The organism is Methanosarcina sp. KYL-1 (genome assembly GCF_024372725.1).
GTDB lineage: Archaea > Halobacteriota > Methanosarcinia > Methanosarcinales > Methanosarcinaceae > Methanosarcina.
This window is the reverse complement of sequence record NZ_VOUA01000002.1, coordinates 175,705-202,454: the sequence shown is the minus strand read 5'-3', so window position 1 is coordinate 202,454 and position 26,750 is coordinate 175,705. Positions and strand designations below refer to the sequence as shown.

Sequence of the window (26,750 nt, the reverse complement as noted above, 5' to 3'; positions counted from 1 at the left end):
ATAATAGAAAGAAAAGATTTAAGTCTATTGTTACTTTAGGGGTAACAAATGTTTTCATGTGTAAATCCACAGCTAATTAGCAACCTTGAGAGGCTGGGCCTCACGGAAAACGAGGCCAAGGCATATGCGGGACTTGTCAGCCTGAAAGAGGCCACTGCAAGGGAAGTCCATGAGTTGACAGGTGTGCCCAGGGCTAAAGTCTATGAGATCCTGAAAACCCTGTCCAGGAAAGGTTATGTGGAAGTCCGGCAGGGGTCTCCTGCATATTTTCGGGCCGTTGACCCGAAACACGTTATCGGGCGGATCAAAGACGAGATGATCAACTGCGCCATAGATGCCCTGGACCAGCTTAATGAATTAAGCTATGAAATGCCAAAGTCTTCTCCGGTCTGGTGTATCCAGAGCGAATGGGGTATCCGGAACCGGGTCCTTGAACTCCTCAGCAATGTCAGGGAAGAACTGATTGTTTTTTCCACAAATCCCGAATTCCTGAGGGAATTCGAAGCCGAGCTGAAAATACTTGAAAAGAGATGCCGGCTCATTCTTATTGTGGATGAACTGGATAAGTTCAGGGACATGCCTTTCGACTTTAAGGAAACGGGAAAAGAATTTGGGGACTTTGTTCGAAATCTGATTATTGACGGGATGCAGTACAGTGAAGACCTTTTCATGATCTCGGACGGAAAAGAGTCCATTGCCGTCCATAAGGTAGGGGACAAGAGGGAAGCAGTAGTAATAAGGCTGCCTGTGGTCTGCCATCTGCAGAAACTGATATATAACTGGCTGGTCAAAGGCGGTTTTGTGATAAATCCTGAAATCTGATCCTATGTCATAGACTCCTGAACTTTATTCTATATCATAGACTCCTGAACCTTTCTTATTCATCGGAGGTTTTATTGAATGAAATCCGTGACAATAAATGGCGTTAACATACAGTGGCTCGGACATGCTGGCTTTTTGCTGGAAGGTGAAGGCAAGAAAATCTATATTGATCCCTACCGGTTGCAGGCTGAGCCTGAGTTTGACGACCTGGCTGACATCCTCCTCATAACCCACGAACATTTCGACCACTGCAGCCCGGGGGATATCCGGAAGGTCCGAAGGTCCGATTCCACGACCCTGGTCCCGGAAAGTTGTCCTCTGGAATTCCGGGGGGACGCCCGGAGGGTTGCCGAAGGGGATGTCCTGGCCGACGGGCTTGAGATCAAAGGGGTCAGGATTGAGGTGGTGCCAGCCTATAACCTTGATAAACCGTACCATCCGCGGGGTCTTGGAGTGGGATACATCGTGGAACTTGAAGGGCTCAGGATCTATCACGCCGGAGACTGTGATTTCTTCCCAGAGATGGGAAAAATAAAGGCTGATGTTGCCCTGCTTCCCATAGGGGGAACGTATACCATGGACGAGGAGGAAGCTGCCCGGGCAGCTGTTGCCATCTCCCCGAAAGTTGTAATTCCCATGCACTACGGGAATGCCGGGGGAATAGACGCGGACCCCGAAAAGTTTAAAACCCTTGTGCACGGCAAGAACCCCGGTATTGATGTGATCATTCTTGATCCCTGAGTCAGGTTTTCTTGTAGAATATCCTTACTTTGAACTAATCCCGGGTAAATTAAAAACAGCAGGACCGATTTTTCATGTCTAGAGTGGCCAGAAAGCAACAAAAAAATCTGATACAGGTCGTCGCATCCCAGCGCATGTGGCGCCTCTTTGAACTTGCAAAAAAGGAATTTGCAGAACACCCTGAGCGGAGTGACCGCTACGTGCAGCTTATCCGGAATATTTCCATGAGGAACAGGATGAGCATTCCCAGGGAAATCAAGCGCAGAATCTGCAAGCACTGTTACTCTTTTCTGGTGCCCGGAAGCAATGCGCGGTACAGGCTGAAAGAGGGGTACATTGTTGTTTCCTGCAACTGCTGCGGAAAAGAAATGCGCTACCCCTATAAAAGGTTGAAAAATCGAATTTAAATTAGCATTGAAGTTAAAATTTGTTTTACTGCGTAAGTTACCAGGAGTACAATGATCACGATTGTCAGGTAAACAAAAACATTCCGGTATACTATATCTTTCGGAGAGCCCGGTTCGATCCCGAGAGCCCCTGGACAGTTATCACAGGAAGCTGACCCACAACCGCAACTAATATTGATCTCTTTGTATGGACTCTGGACATTTGGTTTTACTTTTACCGGCTGGTTTATTACAGGAAGTATTTTTTTGTTTTCTTCGGGCATAACTTGCATTTTTACCCCATCAAATATAAAGCTTGTTTTTAAGTTCTCTCTTTTTAGTTCTCTATATCTATATAGTCATGCTAGCATTTATAATATATTATAATAGTTATAATATTTCTTATATATTGTCTAATATCACTTTATTCTCATATTCAGTATTCTCATACAACTATCCATCTTCTTTGCCGCCGGGAAGTTTCTCAAAAGAGCAAAATGCGAATTAAACCCGGATATTTTTGGGTAGTGGAAAAAGAGAATCTTCCGGGGAGCTCCTGTATTTTGGGTCCGGAAAAAATCTTATTTTTCGCGCATTTTCTTTATGGCCAGCGCTATCTGTTTTGCGATTACGGACTTCGGGCCTTTGTCGTCCACGAGCACTCTCCCGCTAACCTCCCACCAGGACTTGGGATAGGCTTTGTCAGGTTCCACTTCAGGGTTCAGGCCGAGCTGCCTGGCTGCCTCTGTTATTTCTTTAAGATGCGGCTCCTTTACGGAACTTTTCTTGGAGATTATCCTGCCGTTGCTCCTGGACCTTGTCAGGTCTATGTATGCAGGCCAGATTACCAGTTTTCCCTTGTCTTTCATCATCATGCTATCTGTTTCTAGATTGTTTTCATGGAATTTAAAACTGCCCGGAGAACCTCTGCGGGCAGGCTGCATCCGCTCTATCATGTGTAATAATTCTGATACTTATCCCCCTCGTTCCACAACCTGCAATTATTTATATTTCCCGGACAATTCCAGCAGCGGTGTTTGTAAATGATTCCGGGATTTGCAATTGATGAAAAGGTCAGGGCTTATATCCGGAAGAGCGGGCAGGATTTCAGGCTCGCGACTTCCCCGGAAGGCCCGGTACTGATGCCCCTCGGGGATGCTTCCCCAAAGCCTTCAGACCTTAAAATCCTTGTCGGAAGCAATATCCTTTATGTTTCGAAACTTCAGGCAAAGTATATAAAAAAAATTGACTGGCCCATGGTTGAAAGGTTCAGGAATTCTTCCGGAGAGCCCGGGTCTGAGTTTTGATGCCTGGCTCCATATTAATCCTCTTAATTTAATTGTCCCGGACGTTTAACTCTCTTAATTAATTTTCATGGAGGGGAACTTCAGGAAGACGCCTTTTCTGTCATTTTAGGGATTGCTACCCGTTTTATTTATTAAGAAGGGTGAGTATAGGATAAAGACTGACATTATGCCAGGTCCTGCAAAGTTCCCGCATTCCTGAGGAACAGGGAAATTGCTGCTGGCGTAACATGCAAGCATAGCTTAACATGCAAGTACAAAAAGATCGCTTTAAGCTGATGGGAGAAGTTGTCCGTGAAAATGAAAACAAAAGCTGTATTTATGCTCCTTGCCCTGCTAGTGGTCTTCATATCGGGCTGCATGGAAAAAAAAGAGGAAATTATCATTGATGAGCCCGGCAATATCTCTACCTATGAATTTGAAGTTTTTCTGAATGAATGGGACAATGAAGTGCCTGCAAATACAACCACATATTACATCCTGGGTGATAAAACGGAGGTACAGGTTGTCCATATTGTCATAAACAGTAGCAAAATAGAAATTTTCCCTACCGAGACTTTAGGCGGAAACTCCGAGAAAAAGCCCATCGAGAGCTTTGTACCCCTTGTGGAACCTGCAAACGAAACGGAAGCAAGTCCCGAGACTTTAATGGAGCTTTCCAACAGGACCGAGGTATCGGATATCAATTACTCCCTGATCCAGGAAGTCCGCCGGGGAATTAAGGTCATAAACCTGGAATTTGAAGAACCCGTCACAGGCTTTATCGCATACACGCTTGAGGTGCCCGGGACCCAGAACTTCTTAGTCATGAAACCTGACTCCGAGTTCATAAGGGTGGTCCTCCCGGAAGGCTATTCCACGGGCAACAGGGTCTTTGGGATCCCGCGCCCGTCCCCTTCGGATATAAGCTTCGATGAACAGGGCAGGCAGACCCTTATGTGGATCTCTTCGGAGATGGGAGAACGTGAAGAGACCATCCAGGTAAAATATTATCCCGAGACTGCCCCGATATATTTCTTTTCCGCAATTATAGCCCTGCTTTCCGGGTCTGTGCTGGTACTTGTGCATTATTCCAGAAATAAGAGAGAACTGGAGCAGGTTCGGGAAGTCTTTGAACTCGAAAAGCAGTACACGGAAAAAGGAAAGAAAAAGAGGAAATGAAGTTTTTCATTCTTAACTTCATTTTCATTCTCTTATGCTTATTTTCTTTCTTAACTTCATTTTCATCTCATGTTCATAATTTTTCCACATTTTTTGGCAAATCATAATTTATTTATTCAAGTTTGTCCATATTTTGTCATAATGAGTGCCTGCAGACAAATCTGGTGTAAGTCCTTCAGGGGTAAGTCCCTATTTTCCGGAGAATCCGAATCAGACGCTTCTGTTCCTCTTATCGGTTCCATTCTTCTTTTGCTTGTTTTATTCGTAATTACGGGTGCAGCTTTTTCCAGCTTCCTTAGTAGCTCAGGAAGCTACGTGAATTTTCAGCTCCCTGTGATAAATATCAACATTGAGTCCTGTGAGGGTGGGCTTCGCTACGGCTCTGATGCCGAAAGGGCACGGTTTGATGAAAATCTTATCGTACTCGTACATGAAGGGGGCAGCCCGTTGGCTCTGAAAACTACTTCTCTTAAAATCCAGGGGTATGGAAATTCCTACCAGGGTATTGTAGGAGACGGGGGTAAGGTCCTGAAAGGGGATACCTCTGTATTTTATACCGACCTGAGCTCGGAAAAGAAAAATCCCGACGAATACTTGGCCCGGAATAGGGCCACGCTTAAAGACGGATACTGGACCGCAGGGGAAAAACTGGTCCTCTGCGGGCGGGATAGTGCGATCGGTACTGAAGATTCAAGTGTTAAGGTCAACGTAAACGGGGTTGGGAACACTACGGACAACTACGGCTTCAAGGCAGGGTCTGAAATTACTTTAGTTATCATTGACACGGAAGGCCGGAATGTCCTTGCGAAAAGAACGGCTGTCGTGGAGTTTGCAGGAGAATGATTCAAAAACCTCTTTTTTTCCAGAATTTCTATTCTCCATCGATAATTTTATAAAATACCTGGTTATATATTTTCAAACATATCAGTCCTGCTTTCATCATGATGGGTATGTTCTGCCTGCCCTATCAGTGAAAAACAGGTCACATTCTGTCGGTTTTCTCTCCTCCCTCCGGGGAGTCTTTCCCGGGACGGGGGTTATCTGTCCGATATCGAGAAAATCGGCCAGTTCCTATCAAAAAGTTAACTTATAAGTACAGTGTATTCTTCTGCGTTATGTTCAATTCTACATAATGTAAAATCCTCTGAATTATCTCCGGTTGTCTGGTCTTAACATGTCCGGCCTGCCGTATTGTCCGGCATTATGTTTTTTGAAACATAACCGGTGAAACCGAATATTGCACACACATAATATGAAACTTCAGATCCACAGAGGTGCCTTATGGAAACAATTCTCAAGCAGATAAAGGACCCTGAGCTGCTTTCCCAGATTGAAAAGGTTGTCCCATTTCACGGTTTCCTTACCTCCGGGGCATTAATCGGCATCCAGATGCTCAATATTGCAAGAAGGGTGCTTGATGTCCGGGACGGGGAACGCATATACGTGACCTGCGAAACGAAAAGCTGCATGCCTGATCCCTTCCAGATCCTTGCCGGAGCCACCATCGGAAACAACGGGTTGAAGATCAATAACCTGGGGAAGATGGCGGTCACGGTAAACAAACAGGCGCCTGAAGGAGTGCACGGCATAAAAGGTGTCCGGATCATCCTCGATACTGAGAAGACAAAGGACTATCCCATACTCCACGCCTGGTACCTGAACACTGAAAAGCTTCCCCATGAAGAGGTTGTGCCCGTGCTGCTGGAAGCAGGAGAAAAGGTGTATTCCTGGAAACTTGTGGACATTGAAGTCCCGGTCAGGAAGAAAAAGCGGATACAGTGCTGTAAAAATTGCGGTGAAACGTTCATTCAACATGATAATGAGCTGCTGTGCGGCGGATGCACAGAATAACGCTGAGAGGTGAGCAAAATGCAAAATGATATGCGATTGTCTGTCTTTTCCGAAAAAAAAGACCGGCAGCTGGTCTATAAGCCTGAAAAATGCATTGGCTGCGGGACCTGCGTACAGGCATGCCCCAAAGGTACTCTTGCTGTAGGGGCCGTGGGTGCTGTAGCAAGAGGGCTCCTGGATGCTGATTTCCTGGAAATGAAGGAGAGTGAAGCCTGCCTGGTCTGTGGAATTTGTGCGAAAGTCTGTCCCACAGGCGCTCTTGAATTGAAGCAGGAAGGAAAAAACCTCGCTGACATGTCCTATATCTCCAGGGCCATGAGAATAACGTCAGTAAATGAAAGCTGCGTCCACTGCGGGCTTTGTGAGGATATCTGTCCCAGGGGCTGCATTGAGGTAACCCGGGAGATTTCAACGGATGGAAGCCTGAAGCTGGTCGGAAAGACCCATATTGATTCGGAGTGCTGCGTCCACTGCGGCTGGTGTGCGGCAGTATGTCCCGTAAACGCTATTTCCGTGGAAAAGCCCTTTGCAGGGACCTGGACCCGGGCTGAGGATGTCTGCCAGACCTGCCACACCTGCATTGATGTCTGTCCTGCAAATGCCCTTTTCAACAAAAAGTGGAAAGCCGGGGAAAGAGTCGAAAAGATCACCCACCGGCCTGACGCCTGCATCTATTGCGGGGCCTGTGCGGTTGCCTGCCCTGTGGACGCCATTGATGTCAGGAAAACCGCAATCCTTCCGGAAATGGAGAAAAAGGGGCCCCTTGAGAAAAAGTTGCTTGAAGCCTCTGTTCCCGAAGCCCTGCTCCGCACCTGCCTTGAAACTGATGAAGCTGCTTGCCTGGGCTGCGGAAACTGTGTGATTGTCTGCCCGGTAAACGCTCTTGAGAACCGTGAACTTGCAGCCGGGCACCTGAACAACATGGATGAAAAAGCTCTTCTTGAGGTCAGGAACGGGAAAATTTCGGTCGTAAACCAGGAACGCTGCGGGGGAGACGGAACCTGTGCCCTGATCTGCCCTGTGGACGCGATCAGGCTTGTGAAAAGGGAGGTTGAGTAAATGGCAGGAACTATTGCAATCAAAAACGGGTACGTCTTTGACCCCTTAAACGAGATCAACGGGGATGTAATGGACGTCTTTATCAGGGACGGAAAAGTTGTTCCGGAACTTTCTGCAGCCGAAATGATGGATGCAAAGGTTATTGACGTCTCAGGCATGACGGTCATGGCCGGAGGGGTTGACTCCCACTCCCACGTGGCCGGGGCAAAGGTCAATGCCGGGCGGTCGATGCGCCCTGAAGACCACTATAAGGCCAATCTCCAGAAGACCTCAATCACCCATTCCGGCTCAGGCTACACTGTCCCATCGGTCTACAAGCAGGGGTATGATTATGCGGCCATGGGCTACACAACGGTCTTTGAAGCTGCAGTCCCTCCCCTTGAAGCCCGCCACACCCATGAGGAGATGCGTGCTACTCCCATGCTCGATATGGGAGGGTACCTTGTGCTCGGGAACAACTGGTTTTTGATGCGCTACTTAAGGGACGGGGACATTGAAAGGGCTGCAGCTTACGTGGCCTGGATGATGAAGACCCACAAGACCTACGGGATCAAGTGCGTAAACCCTGCAGGAGTCGAGAACTGGGGCTGGGGCAAAAACGTAAGCTCCCTTGATGAGGCCAACATCCATTTCGAAATCACTCCCAGGGAAGTCATCAAGGGCCTTACCGAGATCAACGAACGCCTGGGCATGCCCATGCCCGTCCACCTGCACGCAAACAACCTGGGGCACCCCGGCTGCTATGCAATTACGAAGGATTCCTTAAAAATCCCGGACGGGGTAAAGACAACGCAAAATATGGACGTTGAATGGGCCGAGACTAAGATGGACCCTTCAAGGGACCGTTCCGTATACCTTACCCACTTGATGTTCAACAGTTTTGCAGGCACCACCTGGGCTGACTGCGAGTCCGGGGTAAAGGACATTGCAGACTACATCAACAACAGGGACCATGTAGTAATCGACAGCGGCTGCACACCTTTCGGGGAAGCTACGGTCATGACCGGGGACGGGCCTGCAATCCACGACCTTTACACCCTTACCGGAAACAAATGGTCAAACACCGACGTTGAGATGGAGTGCGGATCAGGTGTCCTGCCCTTTACCTATTTCAAGTCCAATCCCGTGCACAGCCTGCAGTGGGCAATGGGGCTTGAATGCCTCCTGCTGATCAACGACCCCTGGAAGACCATCATGACCACGGACAGCCCCAACGGTGGGCCGTTTACGAAATATCCGGAGGTCATGACCTGGCTCATGTCCGAAGCCTCAAGGAAGCAGACCTTCAGCGAGTGCCACAAGTGGGCCAACGACAGGACCGAGCTTGGCGGCGTAAACCGGGAACTTTCCCTCTACGACCTTGCGATCCTTACAAGGGCCAACCCTGCCCGGACAATCGGAATGGTCCACAGGAAAGGCTCCCTTGGTGTGGGTGCGGACGGGGACGTTACGGTATACAACATAAACCCGCAGCAGCTTGACCCTAACAACTACGAGGCTCTCCTCAGGGCCTTCAGGAAGGCAGAATATACCGTGAAAGGCGGAGAAATCGTGGCTGTTAAGGGAGAGATTGTGTCAGTGCCCGAAAAGCGGACTTACTACTCCGAGGTGCACGTGGAAGATGAACGGGAAAAGGAGATGCTGGCTGACGTGAAGGAATGGTTCAGGTACTACACTCTGGGCTTTGCCAACTACCCTACTCCAGAGAAGTATCTGGAAAACCCGACTCCCATACAGGTTAACGGTGAGAGGTGAAGTAATGTCAGAAGTAATGTCAGAATTAGTGTCAGAAGCAATGTCAGAAGTAATTCTTATTCTTAAGAGAGAGATCGACATTAAACTGGAGGCAGACGTCATAACTCCTGACTCCTTTGCAGGCAAAAATGCCGAAGAAATCGGAAACCTGTCCGTCTGGCAGGGCCCGAAGACCTGCCCTCTTTCCGACTTTTTCGAAGTGAAAGGCAGTGGAGGCAGTTCTGCGGCTGAAACCCTGATCCGCATAAAAGGCGACGCAATAAGGGTCAAAAGGATCGGGGAAGGCATGAGTGCGGGAAAAATCGAAATTGAGGGTTCCGCAGGTATGCATGTAGGTTCCGGGATGAAAGGAGGCGAGATTCTCGTATACGGAGATGCCGATTCCTGGGCGGGCATGGAACTGCTCGGCGGGCTCCTTCACATTAAAGGAAATGCCGGAGACCACGTTGGCTGCGCGTACCGGGGCAAGTGGCACGGCATGAAAGGCGGGCGCATTGTGATCGAAGGCTCGGCGCGGCACCAGCTCGGAGGCGGCATGGACGGCGGTGAAATCCTTGTGGAAGGCAATGTTGAGGGCTTCTGCGGGATCCGCCAGAACGGCGGGCTCATCGTTGTGAAGGGGAGAGCTCTTCGCGGCGTTGGGGCCGAAATGGCAGCCGGCACCATAGTTGTCGGGGGGGTTATCGAACGCTTCTCCCCGGGTTTCGAATATACGGATATGGTAGACGGCTTCACCCATGGTGAGGTTGAGTTACCTGGAATATTCAAGAAGTTTACCGGGGACTATGCGATCAGCAAGCGGGCAAAAGGAGTGCTCTACGCGGCTGCGGATGCAAACTCGGAGCTCTGAGGTGAGAGGCATGGAAGTATTACTCATTACCGGAAGTACGATTGATGAAGGCAGGCTTGCCAAGGGGGGGGACAAGCTCACGGACGAATACCTCAGGGAATGTGCAGTATGCTGGATTTCTCCTGTGGATTTCGTGTCCCTCTGCTCCCCTGAAAAAGTGAAGGTCACAAGCCGGGATAGGCGGCATTCGGTCTCGGTCTATACGAAATGTACGGATTCTGTCCGGCCGGGGCACGTGTTCATGCCAAGGGCTATCTGGTCCAATGTTATCATCGACCCTGATACCCTTTCGACGGGCTCTCCCCTCTACAAGGGCGCACCGGTCAGCATCGAGCCCACGGAAGAAGAGGTCCTGAGCGCCGAAGATGTAGTGCTGAAAGTTTATGTCGGAGGGCAGTGAGTATGATTTACAAAAACATAGTCTGTCCGGTCTGCGGGGCAGCCTGCGACGATATCCAGGTCGAGTTCGGAGACGGAAAGATCGAAGCTAAAAATGCATGTAAGATGGGAAACGCCAAGTTCAAGGAAGTTGTAAGTTCCCACAGGCTCAGAGAGCCCCTTATGAAAACCGGGGGAAAACTGACCCCTGCAGCCTGGGACGAAGCCCTTGAAAAAGCTGCGGATATCCTCATTTCTGCAAAGCGCCCCCTCCTCTTTATGGGCAGTGAGACCTCCTGTGAAGCCCACGAAATCGGGCTCAAGATCGGGGAATACCTGGGTGCGGTTGTTGACTCTAACGCAACAATCTGCCACGGCCCTACAGCCATGGGCATCCAGGAATCCGGAAAAGTCGGCGCAACGGAAGGGCAGAAGAAAAACAGGGGCGACCTTGTGGTCTACTGGGGGACCAACCCTCTTGAGTCCATGCCGCGTCAGATGTCTCGTTACGGAGTCTTCCCGAGAGGCTACTGGACCAAACGCGGGCGTTTCGACCGGACCGTCATCACCATCGACCCGCGAAAGACTCCCACGGCAGAGGCTTCGGACCTGCACATCCAGCTCAAACCCAACTCCGACTACGAACTGGCCAGTGCCCTCCTGACCCTGCTCCACGGAAAAACCCCTCACCCGTCGGTAGAAGAGGTCACAGGGGTCCCCATCCCGGTGATGGAAGAGATGCTCGATATGATGAAAAACTGCAACTTCGGCGCCATCTCCGTGGGCCTTGGCCTTTCCTCCTCCATAGGAAAGCACAGGAACGCCGAAATTGCCATGAACCTGGTAAAGGAGCTGAACAATTACGCCAAGTTCACCCTTGGCGCTCTCCGCGGCCACTGCAACGTTGCAGGCTTCAACCAGGTGGCCTCCTACATGTACGGCTACCCCTTCGGGCTTGACTTCATGCGGGGCCACCCGCGCTACAACCCCGGGGAGTTCACAACCGTAGACCTCCTGCGGGAAAAGGACGTGGATGCAGCTCTTGTGATGTGTGCCGACCTGGTCTGCCACATCCCCGCCGACTGCGCCTCCTACCTTGCCGAAATCCCCCTGGTCTGCCTGGACATCGCTCCCTGCCCGACCACCGTAGCATCCGACGTCGTGCTCCCCGGAGTCATCGACGCCATGGAATGCGACGGGACCTTCTACAGGTTAGACGACGTAGCCGTGCACTTCGAGCCCTTCACGGACTCTCCCTTCGAGTTTACGAAGAGCAACGAGGACACCCTGAAGCAGCTCTTTGAGAAGATTAAAGCAAGGAAATAACGGGCAGTCCCCTCAATAGAGGGAACAGTTCTTTGCAGTCCTTTAACTGCGTGCTCTTTAAGTGAGTGCTCAGGTAAAGGAAAACTAAAATCAAACTGCTGAAAAAAGGAAGGGCAGGGTTTGCCCTTCTTTTTACTTTTCAGCTTCCAAATCTACCGTTATCTTTTTGCAGATAGGGCCCCACCTTCTCACCGGTTGCGCAAGCAACCGGCCTTTTCCTGAAAAATATCAAAGAATGAAAATAAGCAGAGTATCATATAACTGCGGGAAAAATCTATTTTAAATGAAACAACTGCGGGAAAAATCTATTTTAAATGAAACAACTGCGGGAAAAATCTATTTTAAATGAAACAACTGCGGGAAAAATCTATTTTAAATGAAACACAGCCATCGAAATGTAGTCCTTTATAATGTGGATGATGGGTCAATCTTCGAACCCTTTTTGTTCGTTTTTTCTGCCGCTTTTCGTTTTCAATTTTTTTTGGGATATCTTTTTCAATTTCTTTTTGGAAAAGGCCGGCCTCCTTCGTCGGCCGGTGAGAGCGCGGGGACTAAGAATCAATATGTATAAACCTTCTCGAGGTTCCATTCTGAGCCCATAAAAAGCTAACCTGTTACTTTTTCCTGAAAGCAACCTTTTCCCCGCAGTACTGGTGCAACTTCTTTGTTCCTCCAGCTTCGCTGACCACGGTGAGCATTGTCCAGGGGTCCAGGATCCGGGTCCCCATTACTGCCGTAACCCCGCGTTCGAAGAAGGGAGCCGGGTAGAGGGGGGTGCTTGGGCCGAGGAGGACGACTTCCCTTGCTTCGCCCCTGAGGGCCAGGAGTTCGTCGATGGTCCCGTTGACAAGGGTGCTGGCGCTGAGGATGATGACATCGGAGGCGGGCAGGACTTCTTCGGCTTTTTCCGAGGGCAGGGTCCGGGTTTTCGGGGCTTCTATCTCGCGTTTTTCAAGGACCGTGAGTTTTTCGGTTATTTTCAGGATCTTCGGGACCAGCGGGCCGAAATAGCCAATCATTGCAACCCTGTCCCCGGGCTTTATGAGGTCGAGGATGTCCAGGTCCGAGCGCCGGAACTTTTCAGGTTCCAGGTCACGAAGCATGTTGGAAAGGGCGTTTGCGGCTGCAATTCCTACTGCAACTTCAAGAGAGTTTTTCGAGAGGGCAAGTCCAAGCACCTGGTCTGCAGTCCTGCCTTTCAGGGTCTCTGCAAAACCCAGGGCAGGGCAGCCGGAAAATTCGTAGAGGGGAGTGCAGGCAACGCCTCCGTAGTTTTCGGAAAGCAGGACCCCTGTGTAGGCAAGGCCTATCCTGACGTCCTTTACTTCGATTTCTTCAAGGGCCGGGCCCAGGTCTTTTTTTAGTTCCCTTACCAGGGCGGGAAGGACTCCGTTTTCTTCTTTTTCTCCGGTTTCCTTCGGGTTTTTGATTTCTGGCATGCGTCCACCTTTAAATCTTACTATATCAGCTGTCTTTTACCTGTTATCAGCTATATGTACAATGTCGATTCTTTTTTATCTTACAGCCTTTCGATCTTCGTTGTAAAGTCCAGGGGAGTTGCATAATACGGGGCGCTTGTAACAATGATGTCCACAAGGGAGGCGTATTCTGGAATCCTTTTTGCCTCGATTCCTCCCACTGCAAGTTCAAGTTTCGGGTTGAGTTTCTTAAGCTCGGGCCCGAGTTCCCGCAGTTCTTCCGGGGAGAGGTGGTCAAGGAGCATGATGTCCGCCATCTCGGCATACTTGAAGGCTTCTTCCCTTGACCGGGGCTCGATTTCTATTTTCTTCAGGGCCCGGAGTTTCCCCAGGGCTCCGGCAACTTGCAGGTGGTTCTGGCTCAGCTGGATGGAGTCGCTCAGGGAGTTCCTGTGGATGTCTCCTCCGCCTACCCGGACGGCTTTCAGCTCAAAAGTGCGGGAGCCGGGGTGGGTCTTCCTGCTTGTGGCAATGATAACGTCCGGGTTTGCCTTTTTGCCTGCGCTTACGAAAGAGGCGGTTTTCGTGGCAATGGCGCACATGAGGGAAAGGAAAGTCTGGGAGACTCTCCAGAACTTGAACAGGAGTTTGAGGTCCCCTTCGGCTTCGAAAACAATATCTCCGGGCCCGAAAGTCCTGCCGTCTTCGAGGTAGCTCGGGACTTTCAGGCCCGTTTTTTCGTAATATGCGGCCAGATCTCCGGCGCAGGCACAGGTCCCCGCTTCCCTGGAAAGAACCTTCAGGGTGCCTTTGCCTTCAAGGTGGAGCAGTTCCGCGCTTTCGTCCTGGTAGGGACAGTCTTCGTAAAAGTACAGCTCAAAAAGGCCTATCATCCTCGGTCTCCTGAATTTTTTCCTGCTTATTCTCCATTTTAAGTTTTGATTTCCCACATTTACCCCTGTTCCGCAGCCGCCTTTGCTTCGCAGTTGCAGCCTAAGTTTCCGTCTAAGTTTCTGTCTAAGTTTCTGTCTAAGTTTCCGTCTAAGTTGCCCACGCAGTTGCCCCTGCTCCCTTCGGGTTCCCGGATTATCCTGGCATTTGCGGCTTTGAACACGGCATAGATCTCACTTCCGGGCTCGAGGTCCAGAAGTTCGCAGGAAGTGGGTGTTATCACGGCTTTGAGTTCCGTGTTTCCTGTCCTCAGTTCAACCACGACAAGGTGTTCCTTTTTGAAAATCCCCGCAACCCTGCCCTTCAGGGTGTTCCGGGCCGAACTTTCCACTGCCCCCCTGGCCAGGATGATCTCCTCGGGACGGACGGATACTGTGATTTCTTCGCCGGGCTTTCCCGGGTCTGCAGAATAGATCTCCAGGCCTTCGCTTTCAAGTACGGTTAGTTTTCCTTCTAGTGCCTTTACCTTTCCTTTCAGCACGTTGGTGCCGAGAAATTCGGCTACAAAATCGGGAGACGGCTTCCTGAAAACGGATTCAGGGTCTCCTTCCTGCATTACTTCCCCTTTTCTTATGACGACTACCCGGTTTGCTAGGGCCCAGATGTCCTCGAAATCGTGGGTTACGTGGAGCACGGTGGTGCTGTACTCGCTTATGGCTTTTCTCAGCATGTCCCGGAGTTTTTCCCTGGTCCTTGCGTCAAGGGCGCTGAAGGGCTCGTCTAAGAGGAGCAGTTTGGGCCTGACCACAAGGCTCCTTGCAAGGGCTGCCCTTTGCTTTTCTCCCCCGCTGAGGGTGGAGGGTTTCCTGTGCAGGAGCTCGCCTATGCCCAGGACCCCTGCAATCTGCCTGACTTCGGCTTCGATCAGGGTTTTGTCTTTCAGCTTTTTCCGGAGGGCGTATGCGATGTTTTCGAAAACGTCCATGTGGGGGAAGAGCACGTGGTCCTGGTACACGATACTGATCTGCCTTTTGTCGGGGGGAAGGTCCGTAATGTCCCTGCCTTCAAGGAAAATCCTGCCTTTTTCGAGCCCGTAAAAGCCTATTACGGTTTCAAGGAGGAGGGATTTCCCGCTGCCTGAGGGGCCAATCAGTGCCAGGTAATCTCCTTTTTCGGCCCTCATGCCTATGCCGCTGAGTTCGAATTCTCCCAGGTCAAGGCAGAGGTCCCGGACTTCAAGGAAACTCACAGCTTCCCTCCTTCGAAACGTTCGAATATGAGGATTGCAAGGAACGCGATTACCATAAGCAGGACCCCGCTTGTGATTGCCATCTCAAGGTTCCCGTAGGAGATGTTCAGGTAGAGGGTTACGGGCAGGACTTCGGTGTGCATGTACGAGCCTCCCGCAAGGATGAGCACAGCTCCGAATGCCCCTATACAGCGGGCAAAGGTAATCACGGTCGAGGCAAAGAGCCCGCTCCGGGCCATGGGCAGGGTTACGTTCCTGAAGGTCTCGAATTCCCCGTACCCGAAACTCCTTGAGACCTGTTCGTACCTGGGGTTGATGTCTTCAAAAGTGGAGTAGATGATCCTGACAGCATAAGGAAAGGCGACGAAGAACTGGGCGACCACTATCCCCAGCTTGCTGAAAATCACCTTAATCCCCAGGGCTTCAAGGACAGGCCCGAGAAAGCCGTGCCCGAAAAGGAGCAGGAGTGCAAGCCCCATCACGAGCTCGGGAAACGCCATGGGAAGCCCGAGTACGGCTTTTATCAGGCTTTTTCCCGGAAAATCAAAACGAGAAAGGGCATAGGCTGTCGGGACCGAGCAGCCCAGGACCGTGAGGGTTGAAACCGAAGAGGTCAGCATGGACAGCTTCATTGAGTAGATCATCTCTTCCGAAAGCAGGGCTGAAAGGAGTTCCGAGGGCTTAAGGACGAGCAGCAGGGTCCCTACCGCCATGAATAGTAAAAATGTAAAGAAGCAGGCAATGCCTATTGTGGCGCTCCTGAACCAGGAGTGTTCCACAAAGGAGGTTTTTACCTGCACGTATTTTACGGGCTGCATGGCTCAAAGCCCCATTTTTCCCAGGAATCCTCTGCTCCTTCTGAGGCAATATATTCGTTAAAGGCTTCTGCGAGTTCGGGGTCTTTTGCGTACATCGAAACCGCTGTCGGGATGGTCTTTATGGAATTCTGCCCTTCAGGGATCGGGACCAGTTCGAGTTTTCCCCGGGCTTCTCCCCAGCTTGCCATGTCCTCCCAGATAATGGTTGCATCAACTTCCCCCGAAATGATATAGATCAGGAGCTGGTTTACCGTCGCGGTCCGGACGATTGTGTTGTTCTCAACTTCGGGCAGGATTCCTGCCTTTGAACAGAGGGTTTCCGAGACCTTTCCTATCGCAGGTCCCTTAGGGTCTCCAAGGGCAAGCTCAACTCCGGGTTTTGCCAGGTCTTCAAGCCTCCCGATGTTTCCGGGGTTGCCCGCAGGCACTGCAATCACAGGGACGTGCAGTGTCAGGTTTTCCACACTTTCATTGAAAACGTAGTGTTTGCCCATGGCCTGTTCCGTATAGTAGTAAGCCCCGGGGATGAAAACGTCGCATTCCTGTGAAGCCAGGATCCCGAAGAGTTCGGCACTTCCGCCGTAGTGGACCTGAATCTCAGCTCCGGTTTCGTTTTCAAACTCCTGGACCAGTTCGTTCATCGGCTTCATAAGCCCTGCTCCGGCGCAAACCGTAAGCTCCCTCCCTTCAAACGCCTTTGCCGTGTTTTCCGAAACAGGCTCGGAAGAGCTTTTGTCTGCACAGCCTGAGCCGGACAAAACCGAGATAAGGAGCAAGATTAAAATAAATGAACAGACTTTTTTCATCCAGGTACCTCTTCAATATTGAATTTCACTGTTATGTCTGAACATACATAACGGTTAATAAAGGTTTTTATAAAAATTAAAGAGCACACAATTTATAAAAAAAGATAAAAAATTTAACTAAGTTCTCCGGCTAAGGAGAGTATGAAAATAGAAGTATTAAATACTTCTAAGCGATTTTAAACACTTTTTAATGCCCTTTTATTCACCTCAACGCTCCTCAATGTTCCTGATCTCTCTGTCATCTGCTCCGGAAAACTTTTCCCTGTTCAAATGCGTTTTCCGTTATGAATAACGGTTAATTTACAGATCCATCAGCTTCTTCCTGTACTTTTCGAGTTCTTCTGCTCCTTTTTCCTTTGAAAAGCTGCTCACTTCATAGATGATGTGAGAAGGCAGCACTTTCATCCCCATGAACTCAAACACGCAGTGGGTAACGGATTCCAGGTGCCTGTTCAGGTCCCCGTGCACTCCTCCTTCTACGTACAATTCCTGTGGAGTCCCGGTTGTGGTAACAATCATTGCTGATTTTCCTTTCAGGAGCCCTGTTTCATAGGTGTTTTTTGTAATCGGGTTGAAGCTAAAACCCGGAGCCAGGACCCGGTCGATCCAGCCTTTCAGGATGGCGGGCATGGACGTGAAGTAGATGGGGAACTGGAAAATCAAAAGGTCGGCCCATTTTACTTTCTCCATCTCGGCCAGGATGTCGGGGGCAAAAGCCCCGGTCTTGGAAGCCTGGATGGCTTCGAAGAAAGGCTTGAAAATATCCGGCTTTTTCCGGTCCGTGAAATCCCCCTCAGTGAGCACGGGATTGAAGTTCATTGCGTAAAGGTCTGAGAGTTTGACTTCGTGACCCTTTTCCTTAAGGGCAGCAAGGGCAGTATCTTTAAGGGCAGCGTTAAAGGACTTCGGTTCCTGCTGTGCGTAAATGTAAAGAATTTTCATTATATCCCCCAATACAAATTCTCCTGAGGGTATAAAAGAGCATTGTAGAAAGGACTATTGTAGAAAGGACTATTGAGTAAAAAATCATTTCAAGGATGTTGATTCAGCTTTTACCCTAACAGGGCTTTTTTCGGTTAGATCTCATATTCCCTGGTTCTCACCGCCCGAGGGAGAAGGCTGGCTTTTTCCGGATATATAATTAAAAGCTGAAGTGGAACTGAAAATTTAAGGAAGATTTGAGGTTGTGATGGGCATACCAATGACCTTTAAGGTCTATGAAGTGTAGTTAATACAAGCTAATACAAGCGAAAAAAAAGATTTTCGGGGTCAAGGGAAATATCTCTCTTACAGTTTCCTTTCCTGGCTGGCATGTAAGATGCAGTCGCATATGGTGCGAAAAAAAGGAAAAGAGATTCCATTTTTTAAGATTCGCCGAATAATATCAACCGGTCATTCAGGGATCATCTAACTCTTGAGAACTGAAATTTCATGCATTGATCTTCTTCAACAGCCACGCCATGTTCTGGCCCAGGGTCTCCATTGTCCAGACACCTTCTTCGTCCTTCTCCACGTCTCCTTCTGCAAGCCCTATCCCCATGTTCCAGTAGCTGGACCCCGGGATTATCATCTGGGAGATGGTGAAGAAATGGTTTATGGAGTCAAAGGCATGGATTGAGCCGGCCCTCCGAACGGCAACGACGGCTGCTCCTACCTTGCGCCTGAAAAGTTCATCGTTCGCCTTGGCAACGAACCCGGCCCGGTCGATCAGGGCTTTAATTTCCGGGGTCAGGTCTGCAAAATAGGTGGGGGTGGCCAGGATTATGCCGTCGGCTTCAGCCATTTTTGCGATGCAGTCGTTAACGATGTCTTTTTCAATGACGCATTTCTGATCCTTGTTTTCAAAGCACTTCGCACAGGCCGTGCATCCGTGTATGCTTTTTCCTCCTACCTGCACGATTTCGGTTTCGATTCCTTCCTTTTCAAGCTCGGATAAGACGTGCTTTATAAGGGCTGCAGTGTTTCCATCCTTTCTAGGGCTCCCGTTGAATGCTACGACTTTCATTTTATTCACTCCTCCAGTTCGTTCTTTGATCCACTTTTCTTCTCTTCCCTATCCTCTTTACCTGATTTACTCTTCTTCTTCTTCTCTTAGAGGTTGTCTTAAAATTCAAACCATTTCTGCATTTGGATAATGGGCATTTTTGATTTTAAATTCAGACTGAAAATTTATTACATTGTAATCACTCATTCAATGTATGAAATCAAATACATTAGACATCATAGCTAGAATTTCCACTTTAGGCATCTAACGGTTTAATGCTAACGTTTTCAGTTCAAATGCCGTAAGTCTGTCCCTGTTGTAGAATCAAATTTAATATTAAGACACGCTCTTATCTCTCTAAAAGAAAATGGTTGACTTTCTCTCATTCGCTTCCCTTCAAGCTCTTCCCTATTTTCCAGGCTGCTCCTGCATAGTCCCCCACGGTCCAGTAGCTGTTATCGGGCATGGTAAGAAGCAAGGGGTCCATCTTCTTGATGTCGGGTTTCTCCTGCGTAAGGTATTGCTCTTCGGAATAAGCGGCAATGATTTCCCCCACAAAGAGATAGTTTGTCGGGAACTCCAGGATTTCTACAAGCTTGCATTCGAGGTTCAGGGTGCACTCCATGATCATGGGTGCGGTTTCGAGCTCCCCGTAGAAGACTTCAAACAGGCCGGACTTGTCAACCTTTTCCCCGGATACGAGCCCGCAGTAATCGGTTTCTACAATCATTTCGGCACCGGGAAAATTGACGCTGAAGCTCCCGTTTTCTCTGATGCCTTCGGGTGTGTAATGGGTTTTGTGCACACCTACTGCAAGCATGGGAGGGTTTGCATTCACCCGGCTGACCCATCCAAGTGCCATGAAATTAGCTTTTCCTTCCACGTTTGCCCCCAGAAGGGTAACGGGCATCGGATAGACAAATACGTTGTTATCGATTTTGATTTTCTCTGCCATGAACTGGTCCCCCATAATAGTGTGGTAAATAGTTGTAGTAAAATGTGTGGTTAGTGTCAAGAGATGGATAGTAAATATTGTAGTAAAATAGTGTGGCTAGTGTTAGTGTAATAGATTATTGTGGTTAGTATAATAGAGTAGTTAGTGTTAGTTGTAATAGATTATTGGGGGTAGTATTTGTGGTTAGTATAGTAGAGTAGTGTGGCTAGCATAGTATAGGGTACTTGTATCTGATATTCCTTTTCAGGCTGATATTCCTTTTTCAGGCAGCCTTTTATTTTTTCTGTGAGCGATTAAGCAATTGTGAGCTGCATGCAAGCGGCATTCAGGCGGCTAGGCGGCAAGAAAGTGCCATAGCCCGAGCTGTCTGTTTCTTGATCTGTTTCTGAATCACCCGTTTTTCAGCCTCCATCCAGGCACCGCACAAACCCTGAGTTTGGAGAGCTCAGGGAGTCATTCTTCCCTTTTCCTGTATGCGTTGCAGTGGACCTTCTCCACCCTGTACCGATCCTGCAGCACCGGGCTCTGGGCAGGATACCCGATAGGCACCAGCCCCAGGGGGATTACATGCTCCGGCAGTCCGAATGCTTTCCGGAAGCCTTCAACTCTGTCTTCCATCGGATAGATCCCGGTCCAGACCGCCCCGAGCCCCACTGCATGGGCTGCAAGCAGGAGGTTCTGGGTTGCTGCCGAACAGTCCTGCACCCAGAAGCCGGGAGCTTTTTCCTGAGTCGTGTCCCCGCAGACCATAATTGCAAGGGGAGCTTCCCTGCACATGCCGGCATAAGGGCTATATGTGGGGATTTCGTCGAGCAGTTTGCGGTCGTCGATTACCACGAATACCCAGGGCTGGGCGTTGACCGCAGAGGGTGCGCACATGGCAGCCCTTAGCAGTTCTTTAACAAGTTCCCAAGGCACGGGCCTGTCAGTGTATTTCCGTATACTTCGGCGGGTATGGATTGCTTCAAGGGTGTCCATATTCTTGCCTCATTTCTCTTTTCAGACCAGGAAGTGGAATTGAATAGTGGAGTGGTGGAGTGGTAGAATGGTGGAACGGCGGAAATGTAAAACGGTGGAATTTAATTTATTTAATTTAATTGAATTGAGTTGAATTAAATTAAACTAAATTGAATTACATTGAATAGAATGGAAATGGGAAGTACTCCCGTGGAGACTTCCTCTCATTCCTTCATATCATTTTTTTTCCATTACTTGAACAGGTTCAGGCCTGTATTCTTTGCCTTTTCCATCAGATCGGCATTGACTTTGACGTCTCCGGGTGCTGCACATCCGGCTGCTATGAGTGTGTCCTTTACCTCCATACCCAGGAAGCGGGAAATTTCTCCTCCGAATTCCCCGAAAACTCCGGCGTAAGCTGCAGGGTCAGGCATGCCCTGGGCTCCAACGATCACGGCTTTCTTTCCGGCCGGGATGCGTGAGGAATAGTCAGGGTTTACAAGGGAGTAGCAGCGGTCCAGGAAGAGCCGCATCTGCCCTGTAAACTGGGCAAAGTAAACGGGAGACCCGAAGACAATCGCATCGGCTGCTTTGAGTTCCTCGAAAACTTCCGCAAGGTCGTCTTCAAGCTTGCATTTGTCATGGGCTTTACAGTAGTTGCAGCCCTGGCAGCCTTTGTAGTTCATATCGTTCAGGATGAAGGTCTTTGTCTCGGCTCCGGCTTCAGCCGCACCTTCAAGGACCTGCTGGACAAGGGTGTTCGTGTTTCCGTTCTTTCTCGGGCTTCCTACGATTGCTATGACTTTCATTTTGATTCTCTCCGTTTCTCAACTATCTTTATTATTTTCTCATGACTGCCGCCTGGCAATCTACGCTTTCTGCTATTTAATTTGCAGCAACTATACTTATATATCATACACACAATCCGGGTACTCACTAACAAAAAGGATACAATGAGAGCTTATGGAAAGTGAGAATCATACTAATAATTCTAATGATAACAATAAAAAGTACCATTGCCCAGTGGAAGCAACCCTTGACGTGATAGGCGGCAAATGGAAACCCCTGATCCTCTGGCAGCTCCGGGAAGATACCTTACGTTTTTCAGGCTTGCAGCAGAATATGCACGGAATTTCTCCCAAAATGCTCACGAAGCAGCTGCGAGAACTAGAAAAAGACGGGTTGGTCTTAAGGAAAGTTTATCCTGAAATTCCTCCCAAAGTTGAATATTCCCTTACGGAATTTGGAAAAACCGTTATCCCTGTCCTTGAAGCCCTCTGCAGGTGGGGGACGGAATACCTGGGAAGGCAGTGTACCCTGGATAAAACCAGTGATAATCCAGTGATAATCCAGTGATAATCCAGTGATAATCCGGGGATTGACCAATTAACCCTGATAAGTCAGGTGAACAGGGGAGGGCCAGTTAACTGTAGTTTGATTAATCAACCGTAGCCTGGTCAATTAACTGCTGTTTGCTCATTAATTACTGTCATGTCCCGGGCTTCAGCTAGCAGCTTGAACTCCCGGATAACCATTATCAGGGTTACTGCAAAAGCCAGGGTATCGGCAACCGGGAAGGCTGCCCAGACCCCCGGAAGTTCCAGATATCTCGGGAGCACCAGCACCAGGGGGATCAGGAAAAGCACCTGCCTGCATAGGGAGAGGAAAAGGGAAGGTTTTGCCTTGCCCAGAGCCTGGTAAAGGGCCCCTCCCACTACCTGGAACCCTACAAGCGGGGTTGCAAGCACTATGATTCTTACAGCACTCTTTCCTTCCGCTATCAACTGGAGGTCTCCGCTGAAAATCCCGAAAAGCTGTTCCGGGAACAGGTAGAGTATCAGGAAACCTGCAACAGACATGCCTGTGGTGATAAGGATGGCAAGCTTAACGGACTCTCTCACCCGCTCGAAGTTCCTTGCTCCGTAGTTGAAGCCGACTATCGGCTGCAGGCCCTGGATGATCCCGAACATGGGCATGAAGGTGAACATCAGGAGGCGGTTGATAATCCCGAACACGGCAATCGCTATGTCCCCCCCGTAGAAGGCAAGCAGGTTGTTCAGGATTATTACCATGAAGCTGCTTGAGACGTTCCTGGCAAAGGGTGACATCCCGATAGCCAGGACTTCCTCGATGATTCTCCTATCCGGCCTGAGGTCTGGGAGGCGGAACTTGAGTGTGCTTTTCCCGCTCAGGAAGTATCGGGCAATGTACAGTACCCCTATCGCCTGTGCGAGTACTGTCGCAATGGCTGCTCCCCGGATTCCCATCCCGAAGGTGAAAATGAAGATGGGGTCAAGCACGATATTGAGCCCCCCGCCGATCATCATGGAGTTCATGGCAACTTTTGCGTTCCCTTCGGAACGGGCCACGCTGTTTGTCACCATTGCAAGGGAGAACAGGACCGTGCCGTAAAGGATTATTTCCAGGTATTCGAGGGAATAGGGGAGGATAGTATCCGTAGCCCCGAAAATTTTCAGGAGCGGCACTATGTAGAAGACTCCGAACCCCGTAATCAGGAAGCTCGAAAGCAGGGAAAGGAGTATCAGGTTTGCAAAGGTTTTATCGGCTTTTTCCGGCTCTCTTTCTCCCAGGCGCCGGGAGATGAGGGACGCCCCTCCTATCCCTATGGCCAGGCTAACGGCCATTCCGATCATCTGGATGGGAAAGGCAACGGCAATTCCTCCTATGGCCTGGACACTTTCTATTCCGTAGGCTCTGCCAACAAACACTGTGTCCACAAGGTTATAAAATGCCTGCACCAGCATCCCGAAGGTTGCCGGTACCGAGAGTTTGAGAAGGAGTTTGCCTATGTTTTCGTTTGCCAGCATCTGGCTCCTTTCGTCCACCTGAAAATTCCTCTGAGTTTTTTCACTTGTTATGGCTTCTATTTCTTTTAATAGGAATTGAAAGCTACTACAATAGTTAGTCAGCATATAGTTTTGTCGGCCTTATGCTGTCTATGATTGGCGCTCAGCAATCTATGCTTGTTGCTATCCAATTTGCAACAACTATACTTATATCTCATACATACAGTTGGGGTAGTCACTAACATAAAGGATATTATGAAAGTTTATGGTAAATGAGAAAAATAACAGTTAACAATATCATTTTCCAGTGGAAGCGACCTTCTACTTTAAGGGAGTAAATGGAAATCCTTTTATCCTCTGGCAGTTGAGGAAAGGGATCCTTTGTTTTTCCAGGTTAGAATAATGCGGGAAAGTTCTCTCTTTTGCTTTCTTCTTTTCGTTTTCCTTTTCGTTTTCCTTTTCGTTTTCCTTTTCGTTTTCCTTCTCTCCAGTTTTCCGGAAAACTTTCACTCCGTGTATGCATAAGCTATTTAACCAGCTTTCAGGTACATAAAACGGTAAACGTTAAGCAAAAACTTTGATTCAATCTTTAAAAAGGCGGGGCAGGCAGATATTGTGTTGCGGACCCGCCGGGTCCCGAGGAACGCCTCATGATGCAGAAGAACGGATACATGAGATATTTTACGAAAAAAAGCTGTTACCCTAACCAGGCGGAAGCCATGGAGAAAATACATGAGTCCCTCCTGCAGAAGAAAATCGTGCTCTTTGAAGGGGCCTGCGGGACCGGAAAGACCCTGAGCTCCCTGGCCCCGGCCCTGCATGTGGGGAGAAAGCTCGGCAAGGTCGTGGTCATAGTTACCAATGTCCACCAGCAGATGGTCCAGTTTATCCATGAGGCCAGGGACATCAACAGAGACAACAGCGTCAAGACAATCGTTTTTAAGGGCAAGACCTCCATGTGCCCCGAAGACCTCGACTATGAGGAGTGCAGGCTCAAAGGGGAAAACACTTACGACCTCCTGGAGCTCGAAAGGGAGGCTGCCTCAAAGGAAAAAGAGCTCAAAGAAGCCTATGAGAAATATAAACGGACAAAGGACCCTGCCCTTTACTCCCTTCGGACCGAGCTTGAAAAGGAACTTGAAGAAGCCCGCCAGAAAGCCCGGGGCCTGCGGAATAATTCCTGCCAGAAACTCTATGAGGTCCTGAAGTTCGAGGGAAGTGAGTTTTCCTCCTGGCTCTTTTCGGATGTCCGGAGCCCTGAAGAAGTTGTGGAGTTCGCGGAAGCCCGGGACATGTGCGGGTATGAGCTTCTTAAAAAAGAGCTTAAAAATACCGAGCTCCTGATCTGCAATTTCCATCACGTGCTTAATGCCGAAATCTTTACGACCCTCCTGAAATGGCTTGAGCGGGACCCAGATGACATTATCCTTATCTTTGACGAAGCGCATAACATCGAGGCTTCGGCCCGTTCCCATTCTTCTATTACGCTTTCGGAAATCTCTATCGAAAAAGCCCTTACGGAAGTCGGGGAGGTCCCGGAAGCCGACAACTCACCGGTATTCGGGGCGGGGGCAGGAGGCAAAGGAGGATTTGGAGGGGGGTTCGGAGGAGGCATCCCCCTTGACCAGGACTATGCGGAGCGGCTCAATGCAAAAAGGCTCTTCTCCTGCCTCCTGGCCGCCCTGAAGGAAACTTACGACTCGAAGCTGAAGTTCGGAGACCGGGGCAGGCTCGGGAAGCACTGGCAGGACCTCCAGATCAGCGACCCTTACGAGCGTTTTGATGTCCTGAAGGCCCGTTTTTTGCGGGAAGCAAAGAAAGAAAGGTTTGAGGACGAAGAAAGTGTGCTGACAAGGCTCCGGGAGATCGGGGAATTCGGGGGCCGGCTGGAAGAAATCTATGCCGAAAACTACAAAAACGGGCTTCTTCCCATCCCGAAGCGCTCCCAGATACGCTACGTTGCCGATTTTCTGTCCTCTTACCTGGTGCTCTCTGACAGGCAGAATTACTATCCGGTCCTGAACGTGAGAAAGGACCCGAAAAACGACAGGGTCTACGGGAGGCTCGAGCTTTTTACATGCATCCCGAAAAACGTGACCCAGCCCCTTCTGGATTCCGTTTTTTCGGCTGTCCTCATGTCAGCTACGCTCCGTCCCTTTGAGATGATAAAAGCCACCCTGGGGATCAACAGGGAAGTGGAGGAAATCGCCTACGGTACCACTTTTCCTCCTGACAGGAGGTTGAGCCTTGCAGTTTCCATCCCACCCCTTTTTGCCAAAAACCGGGACAGCCCTGAGACCCTTGAGAGTTTAAGGGACTCCCTCCTGGCTGCAATTGCCGCATCCCCGGGCAACGTGATTATTTACTTCCAGAGCTATGCCGAGGCGCTTCGCTATTCCCGGCTTGTCGAACCTGAGCTTTCTATTCCTGTTTTCCTGGATGAGGTAGGGGTCTCGGCCCAGGAGGTCAGGCAGGAATTTTTCAAAATAGGGGAACAGTGTGGAAAATCCGTGCTCATCACCTACCTCTGGGGCACCCTGAGCGAAGGGGTAGACTTCAGGGATAAGAGGGGCCGGACCGTGGTCGTGGTCGGGGTGGGTTACCCTGCGTTAAACGACCGGCTAAAAGCCGTGGAGTCGGCGTATGATACTGTTTTTGGCTGTGGGGAAGGCTGGGAGTTTGCAGTCCAGGCTCCAACCATCAGGAAAGTCAGGCAGGCCATGGGCAGGGTGGTCCGCTCTCCGCAGGATTTCGGGGTAAGGATCCTGCTGGACGCCCGCTACCAGGGTTCCCAGATGCGTAAGCTTGGAAAGTTTTCAGTTTTCGGGTACTTCCCGGAAGAAGAAAGAAAGGAGTTTCTCGATGTGACTCCCGGAGAGGTCGGGCGTCTTGTTGAAAGTTTTTTTGCAAAAACCGCTGAAGTGGATTCCGGTTCCCGGGAACCGGATAATAAGGAGTCCGAAGTCAGGGCTTCAGGCAGCTTCTTTTCGGAAAATCCTCCAGAGTAGCTTTAAATGACCAACAGGGCTGTGTTCTGGCCTCTTCAAAGGACTTCATGCTCTCTTTAAAGGACTTCATGCTCCCTTTAAAGGGTCTTTCACTTCTGAATCTCTATATGCCTGTAAATGTAAATTCCCGGGTTTTCCGGGAATATTCGAAAAATGGAATATAGGATTACGAAGGTATAATATGGTACAGACAAATAGGGTATGGACAAACCACTCAATAGTGT

27 protein-coding genes are annotated in these 26,750 nt (G+C 49.5%); 14 read left to right on the top strand and 13 right to left on the bottom strand.

The features are described from left to right. Positions 1 to 48: 48 nt before the first annotated feature. The 3 genes from FTO70_RS02935 to FTO70_RS02925 all read left to right on the top strand — a co-directional run bounded on the left by FTO70_RS02935 (position 49) and on the right by FTO70_RS02925 (position 1,970). A complete protein-coding gene (locus FTO70_RS02935) occupies positions 49 to 822 on the top strand; it encodes a TrmB family transcriptional regulator (protein WP_255334198.1) in 774 nt (257 codons plus the stop codon). A 78-nt stretch (positions 823 to 900) separates the two neighbouring features. After that, a complete protein-coding gene (locus FTO70_RS02930; protein WP_255334197.1) occupies positions 901 to 1,563 on the top strand; it encodes an MBL fold metallo-hydrolase in 663 nt (220 codons plus the stop codon). 74 nt (positions 1,564 to 1,637) lie between these two features. After that, on the top strand, positions 1,638 to 1,970 hold the full coding sequence (locus FTO70_RS02925; protein ID WP_255334196.1) for a ribonuclease P protein component 4: 333 nt from the start codon (positions 1,638 to 1,640) through the stop codon (positions 1,968 to 1,970). On the opposite strand, the gene FTO70_RS02920 is transcribed toward FTO70_RS02925, so the two are convergent. Then, complete coding sequence (locus FTO70_RS02920) at positions 1,967 to 2,233, bottom strand: hypothetical protein (RefSeq protein ID WP_255334195.1); 267 nt, start codon at positions 2,231 to 2,233, stop codon at positions 1,967 to 1,969. The two genes, FTO70_RS02925 and FTO70_RS02920, sit on opposite strands and share 4 nt — an antisense overlap. A 297-nt stretch (positions 2,234 to 2,530) precedes the next feature. Then, a complete protein-coding gene (locus FTO70_RS02915; protein WP_255334194.1) occupies positions 2,531 to 2,818 on the bottom strand; it encodes a signal recognition particle protein Srp19 in 288 nt (95 codons plus the stop codon). Positions 2,819 to 2,992: 174 nt separating this feature from the next. Between FTO70_RS02915 and FTO70_RS02910 the strand changes: the two genes are divergently transcribed. From FTO70_RS02910 to FTO70_RS02870, 9 genes are all read left to right on the top strand, one after another. Further along, positions 2,993 to 3,256, top strand: a complete 264-nt coding sequence (locus tag FTO70_RS02910; RefSeq protein WP_255334193.1) for a hypothetical protein — start codon at positions 2,993 to 2,995, stop codon at positions 3,254 to 3,256. 297 nt (positions 3,257 to 3,553) lie between these two features. Next, positions 3,554 to 4,414, top strand: a complete 861-nt coding sequence (locus tag FTO70_RS02905) for a DUF5803 family protein (protein ID WP_255334324.1) — start codon at positions 3,554 to 3,556, stop codon at positions 4,412 to 4,414. A gap of 315 nt (positions 4,415 to 4,729) precedes the next feature. Next, entirely contained in the window at positions 4,730 to 5,257 is a 528-nt protein-coding gene (locus FTO70_RS02900; protein ID WP_255334192.1) for a type IV pilin, read from the top strand. Positions 5,258 to 5,695: 438 nt separating this feature from the next. Beyond that, a complete protein-coding gene (locus FTO70_RS02895; protein WP_255334191.1) occupies positions 5,696 to 6,265 on the top strand; it encodes an FmdE family protein in 570 nt (189 codons plus the stop codon). A gap of 18 nt (positions 6,266 to 6,283) precedes the next feature. Then, the gene (locus FTO70_RS02890; RefSeq protein ID WP_255334190.1) at positions 6,284 to 7,324 is read left to right on the top strand and encodes a 4Fe-4S binding protein; all 1,041 of its coding nucleotides are present in this window, start codon (positions 6,284 to 6,286) and stop codon (positions 7,322 to 7,324) included. After that, on the top strand, positions 7,325 to 9,079 hold the full coding sequence (locus FTO70_RS02885) for a formylmethanofuran dehydrogenase subunit A (RefSeq protein WP_255334189.1): 1,755 nt from the start codon (positions 7,325 to 7,327) through the stop codon (positions 9,077 to 9,079). It begins immediately after the preceding gene. Positions 9,080 to 9,083: 4 nt separating this feature from the next. Continuing rightward, the gene (locus tag FTO70_RS02880) at positions 9,084 to 9,929 is read left to right on the top strand and encodes a formylmethanofuran dehydrogenase subunit C (protein ID WP_369694316.1); all 846 of its coding nucleotides are present in this window, start codon (positions 9,084 to 9,086) and stop codon (positions 9,927 to 9,929) included. A gap of 10 nt (positions 9,930 to 9,939) precedes the next feature. Beyond that, on the top strand, positions 9,940 to 10,329 hold the full coding sequence (locus tag FTO70_RS02875) for a molybdopterin dinucleotide binding domain-containing protein (protein WP_255334188.1): 390 nt from the start codon (positions 9,940 to 9,942) through the stop codon (positions 10,327 to 10,329). A 2-nt stretch (positions 10,330 to 10,331) separates the two neighbouring features. Beyond that, positions 10,332 to 11,633 (top strand): formylmethanofuran dehydrogenase subunit B, encoded by a 1,302-nt coding sequence (locus FTO70_RS02870; RefSeq protein ID WP_255334187.1) that lies wholly within the window; start codon positions 10,332 to 10,334, stop codon positions 11,631 to 11,633. 614 nt (positions 11,634 to 12,247) lie between these two features. On the opposite strand, the gene FTO70_RS02865 is transcribed toward FTO70_RS02870, so the two are convergent. The 10 genes from FTO70_RS02865 to FTO70_RS02820 form a co-directional block, all read right to left on the bottom strand. Beyond that, the gene (locus tag FTO70_RS02865; RefSeq protein ID WP_255334186.1) at positions 12,248 to 13,072 is read right to left on the bottom strand and encodes a Rossmann-like domain-containing protein; all 825 of its coding nucleotides are present in this window, start codon (positions 13,070 to 13,072) and stop codon (positions 12,248 to 12,250) included. 80 nt (positions 13,073 to 13,152) lie between these two features. Then, positions 13,153 to 13,944 (bottom strand): nicotinate-nucleotide pyrophosphorylase, encoded by a 792-nt coding sequence (locus FTO70_RS02860; protein ID WP_255334185.1) that lies wholly within the window; start codon positions 13,942 to 13,944, stop codon positions 13,153 to 13,155. 59 nt (positions 13,945 to 14,003) lie between these two features. Next, on the bottom strand, positions 14,004 to 15,191 hold the full coding sequence (locus FTO70_RS02855) for an ATP-binding cassette domain-containing protein (protein ID WP_255334184.1): 1,188 nt from the start codon (positions 15,189 to 15,191) through the stop codon (positions 14,004 to 14,006). Further along, the gene (locus FTO70_RS02850; protein ID WP_255334183.1) at positions 15,188 to 16,009 is read right to left on the bottom strand and encodes an ABC transporter permease; all 822 of its coding nucleotides are present in this window, start codon (positions 16,007 to 16,009) and stop codon (positions 15,188 to 15,190) included. The genes FTO70_RS02855 and FTO70_RS02850 overlap by 4 nt, the downstream gene beginning before the upstream one ends. Beyond that, positions 15,997 to 16,815: a molybdate ABC transporter substrate-binding protein gene (locus FTO70_RS02845; RefSeq protein ID WP_255334182.1), complete on the bottom strand. Its 819-nt coding sequence runs from the start codon at positions 16,813 to 16,815 to the stop codon at positions 15,997 to 15,999. The genes FTO70_RS02850 and FTO70_RS02845 overlap by 13 nt, the downstream gene beginning before the upstream one ends. A gap of 300 nt (positions 16,816 to 17,115) precedes the next feature. Next, the gene (locus FTO70_RS02840; protein WP_369694315.1) at positions 17,116 to 17,769 is read right to left on the bottom strand and encodes an NAD(P)H-dependent oxidoreductase; all 654 of its coding nucleotides are present in this window, start codon (positions 17,767 to 17,769) and stop codon (positions 17,116 to 17,118) included. A 475-nt stretch (positions 17,770 to 18,244) separates the two neighbouring features. Further along, entirely contained in the window at positions 18,245 to 18,820 is a 576-nt protein-coding gene (locus tag FTO70_RS02835; RefSeq protein ID WP_255334181.1) for a flavodoxin family protein, read from the bottom strand. Positions 18,821 to 19,181: 361 nt separating this feature from the next. After that, positions 19,182 to 19,754, bottom strand: coding sequence for a flavin reductase family protein (locus FTO70_RS02830; RefSeq protein ID WP_255334180.1), 573 nt, complete (start codon positions 19,752 to 19,754; stop codon positions 19,182 to 19,184). A 453-nt stretch (positions 19,755 to 20,207) separates the two neighbouring features. Next, the gene (locus FTO70_RS02825; RefSeq protein ID WP_255334179.1) at positions 20,208 to 20,732 is read right to left on the bottom strand and encodes a nitroreductase family protein; all 525 of its coding nucleotides are present in this window, start codon (positions 20,730 to 20,732) and stop codon (positions 20,208 to 20,210) included. 230 nt (positions 20,733 to 20,962) lie between these two features. Then, positions 20,963 to 21,520 (bottom strand): flavodoxin family protein, encoded by a 558-nt coding sequence (locus FTO70_RS02820; RefSeq protein WP_255334178.1) that lies wholly within the window; start codon positions 21,518 to 21,520, stop codon positions 20,963 to 20,965. Between the two features lie 154 nt (positions 21,521 to 21,674). Between FTO70_RS02820 and FTO70_RS02815 the strand changes: the two genes are divergently transcribed. Then, on the top strand, positions 21,675 to 22,067 hold the full coding sequence (locus tag FTO70_RS02815; RefSeq protein WP_304364373.1) for a helix-turn-helix domain-containing protein: 393 nt from the start codon (positions 21,675 to 21,677) through the stop codon (positions 22,065 to 22,067). Positions 22,068 to 22,168: 101 nt separating this feature from the next. Here the strand turns inward: FTO70_RS02815 and FTO70_RS02810 are convergent, their stop codons facing one another. Next, the gene (locus FTO70_RS02810) at positions 22,169 to 23,557 is read right to left on the bottom strand and encodes an MATE family efflux transporter (RefSeq protein ID WP_255334176.1); all 1,389 of its coding nucleotides are present in this window, start codon (positions 23,555 to 23,557) and stop codon (positions 22,169 to 22,171) included. A gap of 611 nt (positions 23,558 to 24,168) precedes the next feature. Between FTO70_RS02810 and FTO70_RS02805 the strand changes: the two genes are divergently transcribed. Next, positions 24,169 to 26,526 (top strand): ATP-dependent DNA helicase, encoded by a 2,358-nt coding sequence (locus FTO70_RS02805; RefSeq protein WP_255334175.1) that lies wholly within the window; start codon positions 24,169 to 24,171, stop codon positions 26,524 to 26,526. Positions 26,527 to 26,750 lie beyond the last annotated feature (224 nt).